The organism is Granulicatella sp. HMSC31F03 (genome assembly GCF_001807725.1).
In the GTDB taxonomy this organism is placed as follows: Bacteria; Bacillota; Bacilli; order Lactobacillales; family Aerococcaceae; genus Granulicatella; species Granulicatella adiacens.
Genome location: NZ_KV790851.1, coordinates 1 through 15,699, shown reverse-complemented (window position 1 = coordinate 15,699; position 15,699 = coordinate 1). Strand labels below are relative to the sequence as shown.

At 37.7% G+C, this 15,699-nt stretch carries 13 protein-coding genes; 12 read left to right on the top strand and 1 reads right to left on the bottom strand.

The genetic code is table 11. The features are described 5' to 3' along the window. Positions 1-16 precede the first annotated feature (16 nt). Positions 17-1,864, top strand: a complete 1,848-nt coding sequence (gene typA / locus HMPREF3106_RS03915) for a translational GTPase TypA (RefSeq protein WP_005606625.1) — start codon at positions 17-19, stop codon at positions 1,862-1,864. Between the two features lie 48 nt (positions 1,865-1,912). Here the strand turns inward: typA and HMPREF3106_RS03910 are convergent, their stop codons facing one another. Next, positions 1,913-2,767, bottom strand: a complete 855-nt coding sequence (locus tag HMPREF3106_RS03910; protein ID WP_070444566.1) for a VOC family protein — start codon at positions 2,765-2,767, stop codon at positions 1,913-1,915. A 202-nt stretch (positions 2,768-2,969) separates the two neighbouring features. Between HMPREF3106_RS03910 and HMPREF3106_RS03905 the strand changes: the two genes are divergently transcribed. The 11 genes from HMPREF3106_RS03905 (at position 2,970) to pknB (ending at position 15,502) form a co-directional block, all read left to right on the top strand. Continuing rightward, a complete protein-coding gene (locus HMPREF3106_RS03905) occupies positions 2,970-3,701 on the top strand; it encodes an alpha/beta hydrolase (RefSeq protein WP_070444564.1) in 732 nt (243 codons plus the stop codon). A 91-nt stretch (positions 3,702-3,792) separates the two neighbouring features. Further along, complete coding sequence (locus HMPREF3106_RS03900) at positions 3,793-4,776, top strand: Gfo/Idh/MocA family protein (RefSeq protein ID WP_070444562.1); 984 nt, start codon at positions 3,793-3,795, stop codon at positions 4,774-4,776. Beyond that, the gene (locus HMPREF3106_RS03895; RefSeq protein ID WP_070444560.1) at positions 4,773-5,420 is read left to right on the top strand and encodes an HD domain-containing protein; all 648 of its coding nucleotides are present in this window, start codon (positions 4,773-4,775) and stop codon (positions 5,418-5,420) included. Before HMPREF3106_RS03900 ends, HMPREF3106_RS03895 begins: the two co-directional genes overlap by 4 nt. Positions 5,421-5,514: 94 nt before the next feature. After that, positions 5,515-6,882 (top strand): MATE family efflux transporter, encoded by a 1,368-nt coding sequence (locus HMPREF3106_RS03890; protein WP_070444558.1) that lies wholly within the window; start codon positions 5,515-5,517, stop codon positions 6,880-6,882. Positions 6,883-7,082: 200 nt separating this feature from the next. Continuing rightward, the gene (gene gmk / locus HMPREF3106_RS03885) at positions 7,083-7,718 is read left to right on the top strand and encodes a guanylate kinase (RefSeq protein WP_070444556.1); all 636 of its coding nucleotides are present in this window, start codon (positions 7,083-7,085) and stop codon (positions 7,716-7,718) included. A 17-nt stretch (positions 7,719-7,735) separates the two neighbouring features. Beyond that, positions 7,736-7,951 carry a DNA-directed RNA polymerase subunit omega gene (gene rpoZ / locus HMPREF3106_RS03880; protein WP_070444554.1) on the top strand — a complete coding sequence of 72 codons (216 nt, stop codon included), beginning with the start codon at positions 7,736-7,738 and terminating at the stop codon, positions 7,949-7,951. Positions 7,952-8,080: 129 nt separating this feature from the next. Beyond that, entirely contained in the window at positions 8,081-10,486 is a 2,406-nt protein-coding gene (gene priA / locus HMPREF3106_RS03875; protein ID WP_070444552.1) for a primosomal protein N', read from the top strand. A 9-nt stretch (positions 10,487-10,495) separates the two neighbouring features. After that, a complete protein-coding gene (gene fmt / locus HMPREF3106_RS03870; RefSeq protein WP_005606600.1) occupies positions 10,496-11,452 on the top strand; it encodes a methionyl-tRNA formyltransferase in 957 nt (318 codons plus the stop codon). Continuing rightward, positions 11,445-12,767: a 16S rRNA (cytosine(967)-C(5))-methyltransferase RsmB gene (gene rsmB, locus HMPREF3106_RS03865; protein WP_070444550.1), complete on the top strand. Its 1,323-nt coding sequence runs from the start codon at positions 11,445-11,447 to the stop codon at positions 12,765-12,767. Before fmt ends, rsmB begins: the two co-directional genes overlap by 8 nt. Before the next feature lie 21 nt (positions 12,768-12,788). Next, entirely contained in the window at positions 12,789-13,535 is a 747-nt protein-coding gene (locus HMPREF3106_RS03860; protein ID WP_070444548.1) for a Stp1/IreP family PP2C-type Ser/Thr phosphatase, read from the top strand. Beyond that, a complete protein-coding gene (gene pknB / locus HMPREF3106_RS03855) occupies positions 13,535-15,502 on the top strand; it encodes a Stk1 family PASTA domain-containing Ser/Thr kinase (RefSeq protein WP_070444546.1) in 1,968 nt (655 codons plus the stop codon). The genes HMPREF3106_RS03860 and pknB overlap by 1 nt, the downstream gene beginning before the upstream one ends. Positions 15,503-15,699: the final 197 nt, after the last annotated feature.

Below are 15,699 nucleotides of genomic sequence, written 5' to 3'. Positions count from 1 at the left end.
TCAATGGAGGAAATACATGAAATTAAGAAATGATATTCGCAATATTGCTATTATCGCCCACGTTGACCACGGGAAAACAACACTTGTGGATGAATTATTAAAACAATCAGATACACTAGATGCACGAACAGAATTATCAGAACGAGCAATGGACTCAAATGATATCGAACGTGAACGTGGTATTACTATTTTGGCGAAAAATACAGCCGTTCAATATAAAGGAACTCGAATCAATATTATGGATACACCAGGACACGCGGACTTCGGTGGAGAAGTAGAACGTATCATGAAAATGGTAGACGGTGTAGTTCTTGTAGTGGATGCGTATGAAGGTACAATGCCTCAAACACGTTTCGTATTGAAAAAAGCATTAGAACAACATTTAACACCAATCGTCGTTGTAAACAAAATCGACCGTGACGCTGCTCGCCCAGAAGAAGTAGTTGATGAAGTATTAGAATTATTCATCGAATTAGGAGCAGATGATGATCAATTAGAATTCCCAGTGGTTTATGCTTCAGCATTAAACGGAACTTCAAGTTTATCTGACAACCCAGCTGACCAAGAAAAAACAATGGATTACTTATTCGATACGATTATCGAACATATTCCAGCTCCAGTGGACAACTCAGATGAACCATTACAATTCCAAGTATCCTTATTAGACTATAATGACTACGTTGGACGTATCGGTATCGGTCGTGTATTCCGTGGAACAATTAAAGTTGGGGACCAAGTAACGTTATTAAAATTAGACGGAACAAAGAAAAACTTCCGTGTTACTAAATTATTTGGTTTCTTCGGGTTAAATCGTTTAGAAATCAATGAAGCAAAAGCAGGGGACTTAATTGCTGTATCTGGTATGGAAGATATCTTCGTCGGAGAAACAGTAACTCCAGTAGATTCACATGAAAGCTTACCAGTATTACACATTGACGAACCAACATTACAAATGACATTCTTGACAAACAACTCACCATTTGCGGGTCGAGAAGGGAAATTTGTAACCGCACGTAAGATTGAAGAACGTTTAATGCGTGAATTACACACAGACGTATCACTAAAAGTAGAACCAACTGATTCACCAGATGCATGGATTGTATCAGGTCGTGGAGAATTACACTTATCAATCTTAATTGAAAACATGCGTCGTGAAGGATACGAATTACAAGTATCTCGTCCGGAAGTAATTATTAAAGAAATCGATGGTGTGAAATGTGAACCATTTGAACGCGTACAAATCGATACTCCTGAAGAATACATGGGTTCAATCATCGAATCATTAAGTAACCGTAAAGGTGAAATGCAAGATATGCAACACAATGATAACGGACAAGTTCGTATCGTCTTCTTAGTTCCAGCACGTGGATTATTAGGATATACAACTGAATTCTTATCAATGACACGTGGTTACGGAATTATGAACCACACATTCGATCAATACTTACCATACATTCCAACAAGCATCGGCGGACGTCGTAATGGGGCACTTGTTTCAACAGATACAGGTAAAGCAACGACTTACGGTATTATGGGTGTTGAAGAACGTGGTGTGATTTTCACTGAACCAGGTACTGAAATTTACGAAGGAATGATTGTTGGGGAACACTCTCGTGAAAACGACTTAGCGGTTAACATTACGAAAGCAAAACAACAAACAAATATTCGTTCAGCTACGAAAGACCAAACTTCAGTCATCAAGACGCCTAAGAAATTATCTCTTGAAGAGTCATTAGAATTCTTGTCAGACGATGAGTACTGCGAAATTACTCCAGAAACCATTCGTTTAAGAAAACAAATTCTAAATAAAGGTGAACGTGAAAAAGCCAATAAACGTAAAAAACAAGCTGAATCAGAAAACTAATCTGAATTGTAAAAGGTGGATGCATTGCATCCACCTTTTTGTATATCTTTAGTTATTTAATGTAACGCGAACTGTAATACCGTTGTTGTCGGTAATATCGACTTCTTTTTCGCCACGCTTTTCAACAGTAGAAGCAAGAACCGTTGCTTTTTGAAGAATATCTTTAAACACTGAAGCGTCATTTGTTTCAACCGTATAATAAGCAAGCCCTGGAATATTTTTAACGCGAACATCAAGATGAGGTCCTCCCCATTGGTTGACCGCAAGATGATGGTGATAATCACCAGAAGCAATCCAACTTCCTGAAGGGACTGAGAATTTATCTTCTACTGGAAGAAGAGTCGTTAAGTATTCCATTGATTCTTTTGAATTTTTGGCAGATAGATGGACGTGTCCAATGCGTGTTCCTTCTGGCATTTGGTAAGGAGTAGTTTCATTACCAAGTTCATAGATTTCTTGACCAGCCATTTCCTCAGTTACCCCAATAATTCTTCCATCTTCACGAATATCCCAGACGCTTACTGGTTTATCGTGGTATACTTCGATTCCATTTCCCTCGAAATCTTCAAGATAAATTGCTTCGCTATAACCGTGGTCCGCGGCGCCGACGAGTGGAAGAGACGTATGAACGGCGTGTCTTAAGAAGTCACCAAGCGCTTCACGAGTTGGAAGGTGAATGGCTAAGTGGTATAGGCCATAACTTTCTTTAACGCTCTTGTCGATATTGGTCTGAATCAGACGAACGAGTGGAGTTGTTCCAACGCCCAATAATACTTCAGAGTTCGTTTGACTCAAGACTTGAAGACCGAGTCTTTTTGTGTAAAATTCAGTTTCCTGCAATAGATGATTGACATTTAGTGCCACTTCATTTAATTTAATTTGGCTATTATATAATGGGTACATTTTCATTCCTTCTTTCTTTTTTGTATGAGTTTAGTATACACTTTAATACTAAAATGACAAATAACTTGCTCATGAAGTTTTGAATTTTAAAATTTAAGTGATACCGTATACGGTATCACTTGTATTGTTAGACGTATTGTGTTTTTGCAAACAGTTGTAGTATCCTTATAGTAGTAAGGTTTATAGAGAGAAGAGGTGACAAATGACAAAACAAAGAAAAATCATGTACGGAGTTTTTGGAGTACTATTTGCATTGATTTTGTTGGCGTTAGGTTTGATTCAAATGTTTACCTATCGAGCAACACCTGAGGCGCAAGAAACGTGGAATGTTGCTGCTTTTGAACAAAAAAACAATTGGACTCATTTTGAAGTGACTGGAGAAAAGAAAGGGATGCTTCTATTTTATACGGGTGCTTTAGTTGAACCACAAGCCTATGCGAAATTAGCAGACGGGCTTGCTAAAGAAGGAATAGAAGTATACATTATCTCCTCTAAATTGAATTTACCAGTATTAGATAATGGAACAATGGCAACCATTGTAAAAGAAGAGCATTTGGATAAAGTGTTTATTGGGGGACATTCTCTGGGGGGCGTTGTGTCGACAGTTGAAGCAAAACAGCTAGAAGAGATGAATAAAGTTGCTGGATTAATTTTACTGGCAAGCTATCCAGATCAAAGTACGGATATTAGCGACACTCAAATTCCTGTATTATCGATTACGGCTTCGAATGATAAAATATTGAAACAAGAAAAATATGAAGATGCGAAGTCACGTTTGCCAGAGTCTACACTCTATACAACGATTGAGGGTGGGAATCATAGTGGTTTTGGACTATATGGTCAGCAAAACGGCGATGGTACAGCTACGATGAGTGCCGAAGAACAACAAAAACAATTAGTTCAACTGATTAAGCAATTTATTGTATCTCATTAAGCTAGGCTTCGGTCTAGCTTTTTTACAATAGAGTTGAGTTTTCACACCTTGGCAGTTATCATTAATGTAATGAATTTTGGAGGTAGAGCATATGCAACAAAAAGTAACAAAGAACTGGGTCACTATCGGAACTGGTGTGATTGCTAATGAATTAGCAGTAGCACTAGAATCATTGAACGGAAAACTATACGGGGTTGCTAACCGCACCTATACAAATGCTGTGAAATTTGCAGAAAAATATGGCATTGAAAAAGTATATAACGAGATTGATGAGGTATTTACAGATCCGACAGTGGATATTATTTATATTTCTACTCCGCATAACACGCATATTCACTATCTAAAAAAGGCATTGGCTGCTGGAAAGCATGTACTATGTGAAAAGGCCATTACGTTAAACAGTGAAGAATTAGAAGAAGCATTGCAACTCGCTAAAGAAAATAATGTTGTTTTGGCTGAAGCGATGACGCTTTACCATATGCCAGTCTACAAACAATTAAGTAAAGCAGCTGAGAATCTTGGGGAACTTCGTATGATTCAAATGAACTTCGGAAGCTATAAAGATTATGATATGACGAATCGATTTTTTAATCGCAATCTTGCAGGAGGCGCATTACTGGATATTGGAGTATACGCCTTGTCTTGCATTCGCTACTTCATGAGCGAGGCGCCAAGTTCAATGGTTTCTCAAGTTAAATTAGCGCCAACAGGTGTGGATGAACAAGCAGGTATCGTGTTGACAAATGATGCAGGAGAAATGGCGACTGTTACGATGACACTCCATGCTAAACAGCCAAAACGCGGTGTCATTGCATACGACAAAGGGTATATTGAGATTGTTGATTACCCACGCGCGCATAAAGCAACGATTACGTATACGGAAGATGGACGCGTCGAAACCTTTGAAGATGAATTGGGATTGGATGCCTTAGCTTATGAAGTGCTAGATATGGAGTCAACCATTAATACAGGAGTAGACCACATGCATCTTGAATATACGGTCGATGTGATGAAAATCATGACCGATTTGCGCCGTGAATGGGGGATCAAGTATCCAGAGGAAGAGGAAGCATGAAGCAACAAGAACAATTAAAACGAATGGAACAGTATGCAAAAAGAGTGCTTAGTGCAGATACAACGGGGCACGATTGGTCGCATATTAAACGCGTCGTCAATACGGCAAAGACGATTGCCAAAGCTGAAGGAGCAGACTTATTTATTTGTGAAGCTGCAGCGCTACTCCATGATGTTATCGATGATAAGATTGTCAAAGATCCTATAGTTGCGTTGAAGGGATTGAAAGAATTTCTAAATTCTATTGAAGTGACTCCTAAACAAGTTGAAGTGATTGAGTCCATCATAACGAGAATGTCGTTTAAGAATCACGAGGAACAACAAGAACTTTCGCTTGAAGGAAAAGTGGTGCAAGACGCTGACCGATTAGATGCCATTGGTGCCATCGGAATTGCCAGAGTGATGTGTTACTCTGGAAGTACAGGAAGACCAATCCACAATCCGGAAATGAAGCCGCGAGAGGAGTTGACGCCTGAAGAGTACAGAAACGGTGAATCTACAGCTATCATGCACTTCTATGAAAAACTATTGAAGTTAAAAGATTTGATGAATACCAAATATGGTAATGAATTGGCAAAAGGGCGGCATGAATTTTTAGAAACGTACTTAGAGCAATTTTATTCTGAATGGGATGGAAAACGATAAAAGACGTAAGCGACAAATTTTTGTCGCTTATTTGTTTTGAAGGAAGAATAGGTGTAAAATAGTAACTACATTTTAAAGTGAGAGGATTGGTTGCGTGGAAGTAGAGCAACAACTAACCAATAAAGAACTAAGAAAAAATATATTTGTCATTGTATGGCCGGTATTTGTGGAAGTGCTTCTTGGAGCGCTTTTTGGAATGGTCGACATGATGATGGTTGGGAAGGTGCCTGGAGACACTGCTGCAGCCGTTTCTGCAGTTGGGATGACAAACCAGCCGATGTTCCTTGGTTTAAGTTTGATTCAAGCGTTAAACGTTGGAGGAACTGCAATTATTGCTAGGTATTTTGGGGCGAAGAAATATAACCGAATGGGAAGTATCTTGAAGCATGTAATGATACTTGCAATGGTGTTTTGTGTGACGCCCGCAGCGATCTTAATGTTGATTTTCGCACCAGAGATTTTAGGACTGATGGGTGCAGACGAGAACGTTATTAATGTCGGATTGAACTACTTTAGGATTGTTACGATTGGGTTTATTTTCCAATCACTATCGTTTACTGTAACGGCAGCACTTCGAGGAATCGGTGAAACAAAAATTCCAATGAAGAATAATATTATTGCGAATAGTTGTAATGTGTTAGGGAATGCCATTTTGATTTATGGAATGTTTGGATTCCCGGCCTTAGGTGTTACTGGGGCTGCAATCTCTACAGCATTATCTAATCTTATTGCGATGGGATTAAACATCCGTTATATCTTGTCAGGAAAGAGTGTCTTGAAACTGGATTTTAAAGAAAAATTTAAGTTTAACATCAATGTGATGCGCGATTTAGTTCGTATCGGAATCCCGACAGCATTAGAACAAATGGCGCTTCGTTTTGGGGTTATCATGTTCTTGAAGATTGTTTCTGGGTTAGGAAACAATGTATATGCGGCGCACCAAATTGCCCTTAATGTACTTTCTCTATCCTACTCTCCGGCGCAAGCTTTCGGAATTACAGCGGCGTCATTAATGGGACAATCGCTTGGGGCTAAGAATGAAAAATTGGCAGAGCGTTACACAAAAATGTGTCAGCGAATTGGTCTGGCTTTAGCGATTATGATGTCTGCTTCGATTTATTTTGGAGCAAACTTGTTAGCGGGAATGTATACAGATAATGTAGAAATTATTCAAAATACAGTGATTGCTTTATCCATTGTTGCTTTTGTTCAACCATTCCAAAGTCATCAACTGATTACTTCCGGAGCCTTACGCGGAGCAGGAGATACAGTTTGGCCACTGATTGCGATTTTCATCGGATCATGTGTGATTCGATTAAGCTTAGGATATGTATTTGTGAATTTCTTCGGATGGGGGCTTGCAGGTGCATGGTATGCAGTATTTATAGATCAATTTATTCGAGATATGATTATTCTACTTCGATTTAGAAGTGGGAGATGGAAAAACATTCGAATTGCATAAAATAAAAAGGCTGGAATTTTCCAGCCTTTTTATTTTAGTGGTAAAGAAAGCGGATTAGTTTACTGAAATGTTAGAAAATCAAAAGAAAACTTATGGAGATTGATTTTTTATTGATTTTCTATCATTTTTGATTGGTGCAGCAACGGTGTTTGTGATACTATAGTAGAAAGATGTAAAGAGATTGGAGTTTTCAAACGATTATGGCAAGAAAAGGTTTATTAATCGTTTTATCTGGGCCTTCAGGTGTCGGAAAAGGAACAGTACGCGCAGCTATTTTTGCAAAAGGCAATCAAAAATTTGTGTACTCAGTATCTGCAACGACTCGTAAGCCAAGACCAGGTGAAGTGGATGGAAAAGATTATTTCTTCAAATCTAGAGAAGAATTTGAAGCTATGATTGCAAATAAAAAATTATTAGAATATGCGGAGTATGTAGGAAACTACTATGGAACACCTTTAGAATATGTGCAAGAAACATTAGATAAAGGAAAAGATGTATTCTTAGAAATTGAAGTTCAAGGAGCGCTTCAAGTTCGAGAAGCGATGCCAGACGGGGTTTTTATTTTCTTAACACCGCCTGATTTACATGAACTAGAATCTCGCATCGTAAACCGTGGAACTGATTCGGATGAAGTGATTAAAAACCGTATGAAGGTTGCTCGAGAAGAACTTTGTTTGATGAAGTATTATGATTACTCTGTTGTTAATGACAAAGTAGAAAATGCGGTTCAACAAATTGAAGCTATTATTCAAACGGAACATTTACGAATTCAAAGAAATATAGAGAGTATTGAAGAGTTTGAAGATGAGTTAGAAGAAATTTTAGAGGAAGAGTAGAAAGAGGGAAAGTTGTTATGATGTTATACCCATCAATCGATAAGTTACTAAAAAAAATCGATTCAAAATATTCATTAGTAATTCTTTCAAGTAAACGTGCGCATGAATTACACCACCATGAACCACCATTGTTAGAAAACTATGAATCACATAAAAATGTTGGTCGTGCGTTAGAAGAAATCGCAGCTGGAAAATTAACTATCCGTGAAGATAGCAAACCAGAACATGTATAAATTAAATATATAGTCAAGGGGGTTCCCCTTGGCTTTTTATTTTTGCAGTAGAGAGGTATAGCGTAGGCAACAACAAAATGAAGTTCAATATGGTATAATAAATAGTAAAACAATTTTGGAGGTGAAAAGATGTATGCAAAAGTAATCGTTGATGTACCAGTCATTCAAGTAAATCGTCCTTTTGATTATCATGTCCCTGAAATATTACAAGAGAGCATTGAAGTTGGAATGCGTGTTGCCGTTCCGTTTGGGGGACGTAGTATTTCTGGATTTGTTTTGGCTCTTAGTGATGAAGTAGATTTCGACGGAGAAATAAAAGATATTTTGCATTTAATGGATTTAGATCCCGTCTTGTCACATGAAATGATTCAACTCGGAGCGTATTTGTCAAAAAAAGTTCACGCGTTCTTGATTCAATGTTACCAAACAATGCTTCCAGCGATGTTGAAATCCAATTATGAAAAACGATTTGTATTAGTGAATCCAAAAGACCATGAAGATGTATTTCGAGAAGTTTTCCATTATGAAAATGCATTACTGTATACAGACGACCTACCACAAGAACAACTAAAACGGTTGATGAAGTTAAAAAAAGAAGGCATTGTAGTTATCGAGACGGTTGTGAAAGACCGTGCCAAGGTGAAAACGGAAGACTGGATTCGATTGAACTACGTAATGCAAGAGTATGAGGAGTTTATTCCTACGCTTTCTGCACGTGCTAAGAAGAAAATATCGCTCTTAAAGACTCTCGCTTCGATGGAAAGAATGGAAATCCAGAAGAAAAGTTTCTTAGAAGATACAGATTTTACAACGGCTGATTTAAAATTTGCAGTAGAGCATAATTGGATTACGATAGTTCAAAAAGAAGTAAGTCGCGATCCGTATAAGGGAAGATTCTTTAAGAAGAGTGTTCCGTTTCAATTGAATGAGGAACAGCAAATGGCATTTGATAGAGTAAAAGAAGAATCTATCGATCCACATAACTCAAAAGTATATTTATTAGAAGGCGTTACTGGTTCTGGGAAAACGGAGGTTTATTTGCAATGGATTAGTGAAGTTATTGCAAAAGGGCAAAGTGCGATGATGCTTGTTCCTGAAATTGCTTTAACACCTCAGATGGTCGAACGATTTAAGTCTCGCTTTGGAGATAGGGTTGCTGTTCTACATAGTGGACTGAGCACGGGCGAAAAATTTGATGAATGGAGAAAAATCAAGAATAAAGAAGCGGATATTGTTGTTGGAGCACGTTCTTCTATTTTTGCTCCATTAGAAAATATTGGCATTATTATTTTAGATGAGGAACATGAAACCTCTTATAAACAGGATGAATCTCCTAGATATCACGCAAGAGATATCGCAATTTGGAGAGGTGAATTCCATCACTGTCCTGTAGTGTTGGGGAGTGCAACTCCTAGCTTAGAATCAAGAGCTCGAGCGCAAAAAGGAGTCTATACTCTTCTGAAACTAACCAAAAGAGCTAAAGAACAAATTCTTCCAGAAGTGCATTTAATTGATATGAGAAATGAATTTATTCATCAGAAAGGATCGTTTTCTCAAACCTTATTAAAAGCAATCGAAAATCGATTGGAAAAGAAAGAGCAAACGGTTTTGCTGTTAAATCGAAGAGGCTATTCCTCTTTTGTATTATGCAGGGATTGCGGTTATGTTTTAGAATGTCCAAACTGCGATATTTCGTTAACACTTCATATGGATACGAAAACAATGAAGTGTCATTATTGTGGACATGAAGAGAGAATTCCAACTTTTTGTCCTAAGTGTCAAAGTCGACAAATTCGTTACTTTGGAACTGGAACCCAGAAAGTTCAAGAGGAATTGCAAGAGGTATTCCCAGACGCTCGTATTGTAAGAATGGATGTGGATACGACAAGACGTAAAGGACAGCATGAAGCGATTCTGAAACAGTTTGAGAATCAAGAAGCAGATATTTTAATTGGAACTCAAATGATTGCAAAAGGCCTAGACTATCCAAACGTAACGCTCGTTGGAGTGATTAATGCAGATACGGCTTTGAATATACCTGATTTTAGAAGTTCGGAAAAAACATTCCAACTGCTCACACAAGTTTCAGGTCGTGCAGGACGTGGGGAGAAACCGGGTGAAGTATTTATTCAAACCTATAATCCAACACATTACGCGATTCAATTAGCACAAGGACATCATTATGAACGATTCTTCGAAACAGAAATGCGAATGCGTCATATGGCTAACTATCCACCATATTTCTTTACGACAATGATTACGTTTTCTAGTGAAGAAGAAGGAGTGGCGTTGAAGAACGCTATCGAAGTTCATAAGTCATTGATGGCAAATGTGTCACCAAAAGCAGTTGTGTTAGGTCCAACTGCTAAATCGATTGCGAGAATGAACAACCGTTATTATTTCCAAATCATTGTGAAATACAAAAATGAGCCGCAGCTGCAAGAGTTTTTGGAGCAATTGATGATGGAAACGCAAGAGATTGGTTCGAAGAAAATACTCATGACAATTGATATGGAACCACAACATTTCTTATAGAGGTGAACAATGAAGAAAGTTATTTTTATGGGAACGCCAGAATTTTCTACAGGCGTTTTGAAACGATTAATTGAAGAGAAAACGGTTGAAGTGATTGCTGTTGTGACACAACCAGACCGTGCAGTTGGACGTAAGAAAATCATTACTCCGACTCCTGTGAAGGTAGTTGCATTAGAGCATGATATTCCTGTCTACCAACCAGAAAAATTAAGTGGATCACAGGAATTGGAAGAGTTAATGCAACTAGATGCAGATTTAATTGTAACGGCTGCATATGGTCAATTCTTGCCAACGAAGTTTTTAAACTTCCCACGTTTTGGTGCGGTGAACGTTCACGCCTCACTCTTACCAAAATATCGTGGTGGAGCTCCGATTCATTATGCGATTATGAATGGTGACAAAGAAACTGGCGTAACGATTATGCGCATGGTTGCGAAGATGGATGCCGGTGCGATTATTTCGCAACGTGCGATTCCAATTACTGGTGAAGATGACGTTGCAAGTATGTTTGAAAAATTAAGTGTCGTTGGAGCAGACTTACTAATCGAAACATTACCAGAGATATTTGCCGGAACGATTACTGAAGTGGAGCAAGATGAAGCATTAGTATCATTCTCTCCAAATATTTCAAGAGAGCAAGAGCAAATCGATTGGAATAAAACAGCGACTGAAGTAGATTGCTTTGTACGAGGCTTACGTCCATGGCCAACTTCATTTACGGTTTTAAATGGAAATCGTGTGAAGATGTGGGGAGTTTCTTTAACGGATAAACAAACCGCTAAAACTCCTGGAAGCTTATTTATAGATGGTGGACGTCTATATGTGGCTTGTGGTGGCGGAACAGTGCTTGAAATTACACGTCTTCAACCAGCAGGAAAAGCTCAAATGGACGCGAAGGCGTTTATCAATGGATTTTCTGAATGGTTGAAGAATGATGCGATTTTTGAGGGATTAAACCATGAGTAATGTACGTGATATTTGCGTAGAATTATTAACAAATGTAGAAAAAAATCAAGCGTACTCGACTGTCGCGTTTCAAAATGTGTTGCAAAAACATAAATTGGATGTAAGAGATAGAGGACTATTAACGGAATTGTTTTACGGTACGATTCAACGTAAATTGACATTAGACTTCTATTTAAAACCGTTTATCGAGAAACAAAAGAAAAAGGAACTATGGGTGCTAAGTTTACTGCGAATGACTGTATATCAAATGGCGTATCTCGACCGAATCCCTGATCATGCTGCTATTTTTGAAGCTGTACAAATTGCTAAAAAACGTGGTCATCAAGGGATTGCGAAATTCGTCAATGGTGTTCTTAGAAATGTTCAACGTTCTGGATTCGATGGAGTTTCTTCTATTAAAGATGAACGTGAACGTTTGAGTGTTGAATTTAGCATGCCACGCTGGATTGTAGAATTATTATTTGAACAATACGGAGAAGTGGCAAGAGAGATTTTCCCAAGTTTAAATATTGCGCCGCATTTAAGTGCGCGTATTCAAAATCCAGAGATGTCAGTTGAAGAAGTGCAAACTCTTCTAAGAGAAGAAGGGGTAATGGTTCAAGAAAGTAAGTTATCTCCTCGAGCAGTGATTGTCAAAGAAGGAGATTTACTAGGGTCGAAAGCATTCAAAGATGGTATCGTTACGGTTCAAGACGAGTCATCCTCATTAGTGGCTCAAGTAGGAAAACTTCAACATGGAGATAAAGTGCTCGATACTTGTGCAGCTCCTGGAGGAAAAACTACTCATTTTGCAAGTTATCTTGTGGCTGAAGAGGGTGGACTTGTTGAGGCGTTGGATTTGCATGAGAATAAATTACGCAAAATTCATCAAAACGCAAAACGCCTTGGGGTAGAAGACAGAATTCATACTCATGCACTCGATGCTAGAAAAGTAGGAGAACTTTTTGAAAAAGAAAGTTTTGATGCAGTATTTGTAGATGCCCCATGTTCTGGTTTAGGCCTTATGCGCCGGAAACCAGATATAAAATACACAAAAAATAGTGAAGATTTAACAAAATTACAAATAATACAGTTGGAAATTTTAGCGTCAGTTGCTACAATGGTAAAGAACAGTGGAAAATTGATTTATTCAACTTGCACAATTAATAAAAGTGAGAATGAGGAAGTCGTTCTTAAATTTTTAGCCAATCATCCGGATTTTGAATTACAACCAATAGAAGAGTTTGGGTGTACTAATGAAAATCCGATGCTTACCATATTGCCGCATGAATATCACACAGATGGTTTTTTCATTGCAAGAATGGTAAGAAAATAGATTCGCAACAGGAGGGAAAATATGGAGATAGCCATCAAGAGTGACGTTGGGCAAAGACGTACGTTAAACGAAGATGCTGCCGGATATTTTTTGAATACTCAAAATGTGCCACTTATCGTTGTTTGCGATGGGATTGGCGGGCATAATGCTGGGGATGTAGCTAGTGCTATGGCATTATCTCATTTGGGAAAACGTTGGGAAGAAGAAAGTATTACGGATACAGAAGCGGCCTACCAATGGCTGGTTAAAAATATTCAGGCTGAAAATGATCGTGTCTTTCAGAAAGCAAACCAATATCGTGAATTGGATGGGATGGGGACGACAATTGTTGCAGCAGTAATCATTGATTCTGAATTATTAGTAGCAAATGTTGGAGACAGTCGAGCTTATTTATATCGCAATTTTCAAATTAAGCAATTAACGGAAGATCATACACTCGTACAAGAATTGGTAAAATCTGGAGAGATTACTGAAGAGGAAGCAAAAAAACATCCTCAAAGAAATATTGTTACTCAGTCTTTGGGAATCACTTTGAATGTCCAAATAGATTTTGTACGTGTGACTTTAAAAAATGAGGATACGATTTTACTTTGTTCAGACGGATTGTCTAACATGTTAGAAGATCAATATATAAAAGAAATATTAGGTAATTATTCTGATGTAAATACACAAGCTCAAAAAGCGGTCTTAGCTGCTAACGAAGCAGGCGGACGGGATAATATTACCGTAGCGATTGCTAAATATTTGGTGAGAGAGGAGGTAGCATAATGTTTGAATCGGGGAAGACAATCGGAGGTCGATATAAGATTCAGTCTCATGTGGGAACTGGTGGTATGGCCACAGTTTACTTGGCAAGAGATTTAATTTTAGAGCGACCTGTTGCTGTGAAAGTACTTAGATTTGATTTTCACTCAAATGAAGCAGCAATGAGACGTTTTCAAAGAGAGGCACAATCAGCAACTCAATTAGTTCATCCTAATATTGTAGGAGTCTATGATGTAGGAGAAGAAAATGGAACCCATTATATTGTGATGGAATACGTCGAAGGAACCGATTTGAAAGAATATATTCGAGAAAGAGGGCCTCTACCACCACGAGAAGCAGTACGTATTATGACACAAATTGTTTCTGCTATAGAGGTGGCTCATCAAAATAGAATTATTCATCGCGACATTAAACCTCAAAATATTTTGATTGATAAACATGGTGATGTTAAAATTACGGATTTTGGGATTGCGATTGCATTATCGGAGACTTCGCTTACTCAAACAAATACGTTATTAGGATCTGTTCATTATTTATCTCCGGAACAAGCTAGAGGCGGAATGGCTACGATTCGAAGTGATATATACGCTCTTGGAATTGTTCTGTATGAATTGTTAGTTGGTGAGGTTCCTTTTGAAGGGGAGTCTGCTGTATCAATTGCTCTAAAGCATTTTCAAGAACCACTTCCGCGAATTTCATTAATGTTACCAACAGTTCCTCAAAGCTTAGAAAATGTCGTTCTTAAAGCAACTGCAAAAGAACCTTTGGACCGTTATAATAGTTGTGAAGAGATGCTGGAGGATTTACAAACGTGTTTAAATCCTGAAAGGCTTAATGAACCGATGTTTAAACCCACTACATTGAATCAGGAAACAAAAGTTTTACAACCAATTGCTACAGGAGCCATACCTCGAAAAATCCCAACTTCGAGTAAAGAAGTTCCTGAAATTCAATTTGATGAAGAAAAGAAGCCTATTACTCAAGAGCCGAAGAAAAAAAGAAAAAAATGGCCTTGGATTTTACTACTTCTTATAACCCTTATTGGGGCAGCTGCCATTTTTGCTTATATTCAATCTGCGCCAAAAGAAGTTACTATTCCTGATTTGAGTAAGTACACAGAAGCTGAAGCAAAAGTAAAATTAGCAGATTTGAATCTGGAAATTTCTGATGTTCAAAAAGTTAAATCAGATACAGTGGAAGAAGGAAAAGTGGTCGAAACTAATCCTAAAGCCGGAAGTAAAGTTAGAGAAAAATCAAAAGTAGTTTTAAAAGTTAGTGCCGGGAAAGATACGGTGACGATAGGAAACTACGTTGGTAATACATTCGATAAAGCAAAAGATGAACTTCAAAAATTAGGGATTGCTGTAGAGAAGAAAGAAATCTATTCTGATACAGTCGAAGCTGGTAAAGTTACAGAACAAAGTATTGCAAAGGATCAAAAGGTTGTTGCGAAGGAAACAAAGATGATTTTGACAGTTTCGAAAGGCAAAGAACCAGTGACCTTAGTCAACTTAAAAGGCTACACTCGTTCAGGAGTTCAAGAATACGCTAAACAGAATGGACTAAAACTTCAAATTACTGAAGAGAATAGTAATGAGACAGAAGATACAGTTATTAAACAGTCTCCAGCAGAAGGGGCCGCTTTAAAACAAGGAGATACATTAACGGTTGTTATTTCAAAAGGAAAAGGGGAAAGAGTCGTTAGTCGTAAGTTTACGATTCCTTATGAAGAAAAGAAACAAGCGAATAATGGAAATGGAAACCATACTTCAACTCAAGAGAAACAACCGAATACGGTCGAAGTATTTATTCAGGATGCTAATAATAATATAAATACGGCTTATCGATCGTTCAAAATAACGGAAACAACAACAATTAGTATTGATTTCACCTTTAATAATCAAGTGAATAGTGGTAAATACATCATTAAAAAAGATGGAGTAACGATTGATACCGGTGTTGTTCAGTAAGAGGTTATCATAGAGACAGAGTCTACGTTTTTAATAGTTAGACTCTGTTTTCTTTTCTAATAAAAATATATTAAAAAATTCATGTCCATTTTAGTTGCAAACCAAATCTGAATATGATAAATTAATATCACTGTTGAGCGAACGTTCGCTTATAAAACAGTTTCAAAAAACTTTGAAAAAGTTGAATAAAAACTGTT

Excerpts from the sequence above, each read along its gene's own strand:
- fmt (WP_005606600.1), top strand. The coding sequence starts at position 10,496 with ATGAAGAAAGTTATTTTTATGGGAACGCCAGAATTTTCTACAGGCGTT.
- typA (WP_005606625.1), top strand. The coding sequence starts at position 17 with ATGAAATTAAGAAATGATATTCGCAATATTGCTATTATCGCCCACGTT.
- pknB (WP_070444546.1), top strand. The coding sequence starts at position 13,535 with ATGTTTGAATCGGGGAAGACAATCGGAGGTCGATATAAGATTCAGTCT.
- HMPREF3106_RS03860 (WP_070444548.1), top strand. The coding sequence starts at position 12,789 with ATGGAGATAGCCATCAAGAGTGACGTTGGGCAAAGACGTACGTTAAAC.
- rsmB (WP_070444550.1), top strand. The coding sequence starts at position 11,445 with ATGAGTAATGTACGTGATATTTGCGTAGAATTATTAACAAATGTAGAA.
- rpoZ (WP_070444554.1), top strand. The coding sequence starts at position 7,736 with ATGATGTTATACCCATCAATCGATAAGTTACTAAAAAAAATCGATTCA.
- HMPREF3106_RS03900 (WP_070444562.1), top strand. The coding sequence starts at position 3,793 with ATGCAACAAAAAGTAACAAAGAACTGGGTCACTATCGGAACTGGTGTG.
- priA (WP_070444552.1), top strand. The coding sequence starts at position 8,081 with ATGTATGCAAAAGTAATCGTTGATGTACCAGTCATTCAAGTAAATCGT.
- HMPREF3106_RS03895 (WP_070444560.1), top strand. The coding sequence starts at position 4,773 with ATGAAGCAACAAGAACAATTAAAACGAATGGAACAGTATGCAAAAAGA.
- HMPREF3106_RS03910 (WP_070444566.1), bottom strand. The coding sequence starts at position 2,767 with ATGTACCCATTATATAATAGCCAAATTAAATTAAATGAAGTGGCACTA.
- gmk (WP_070444556.1), top strand. The coding sequence starts at position 7,083 with ATGGCAAGAAAAGGTTTATTAATCGTTTTATCTGGGCCTTCAGGTGTC.
- HMPREF3106_RS03905 (WP_070444564.1), top strand. The coding sequence starts at position 2,970 with ATGACAAAACAAAGAAAAATCATGTACGGAGTTTTTGGAGTACTATTT.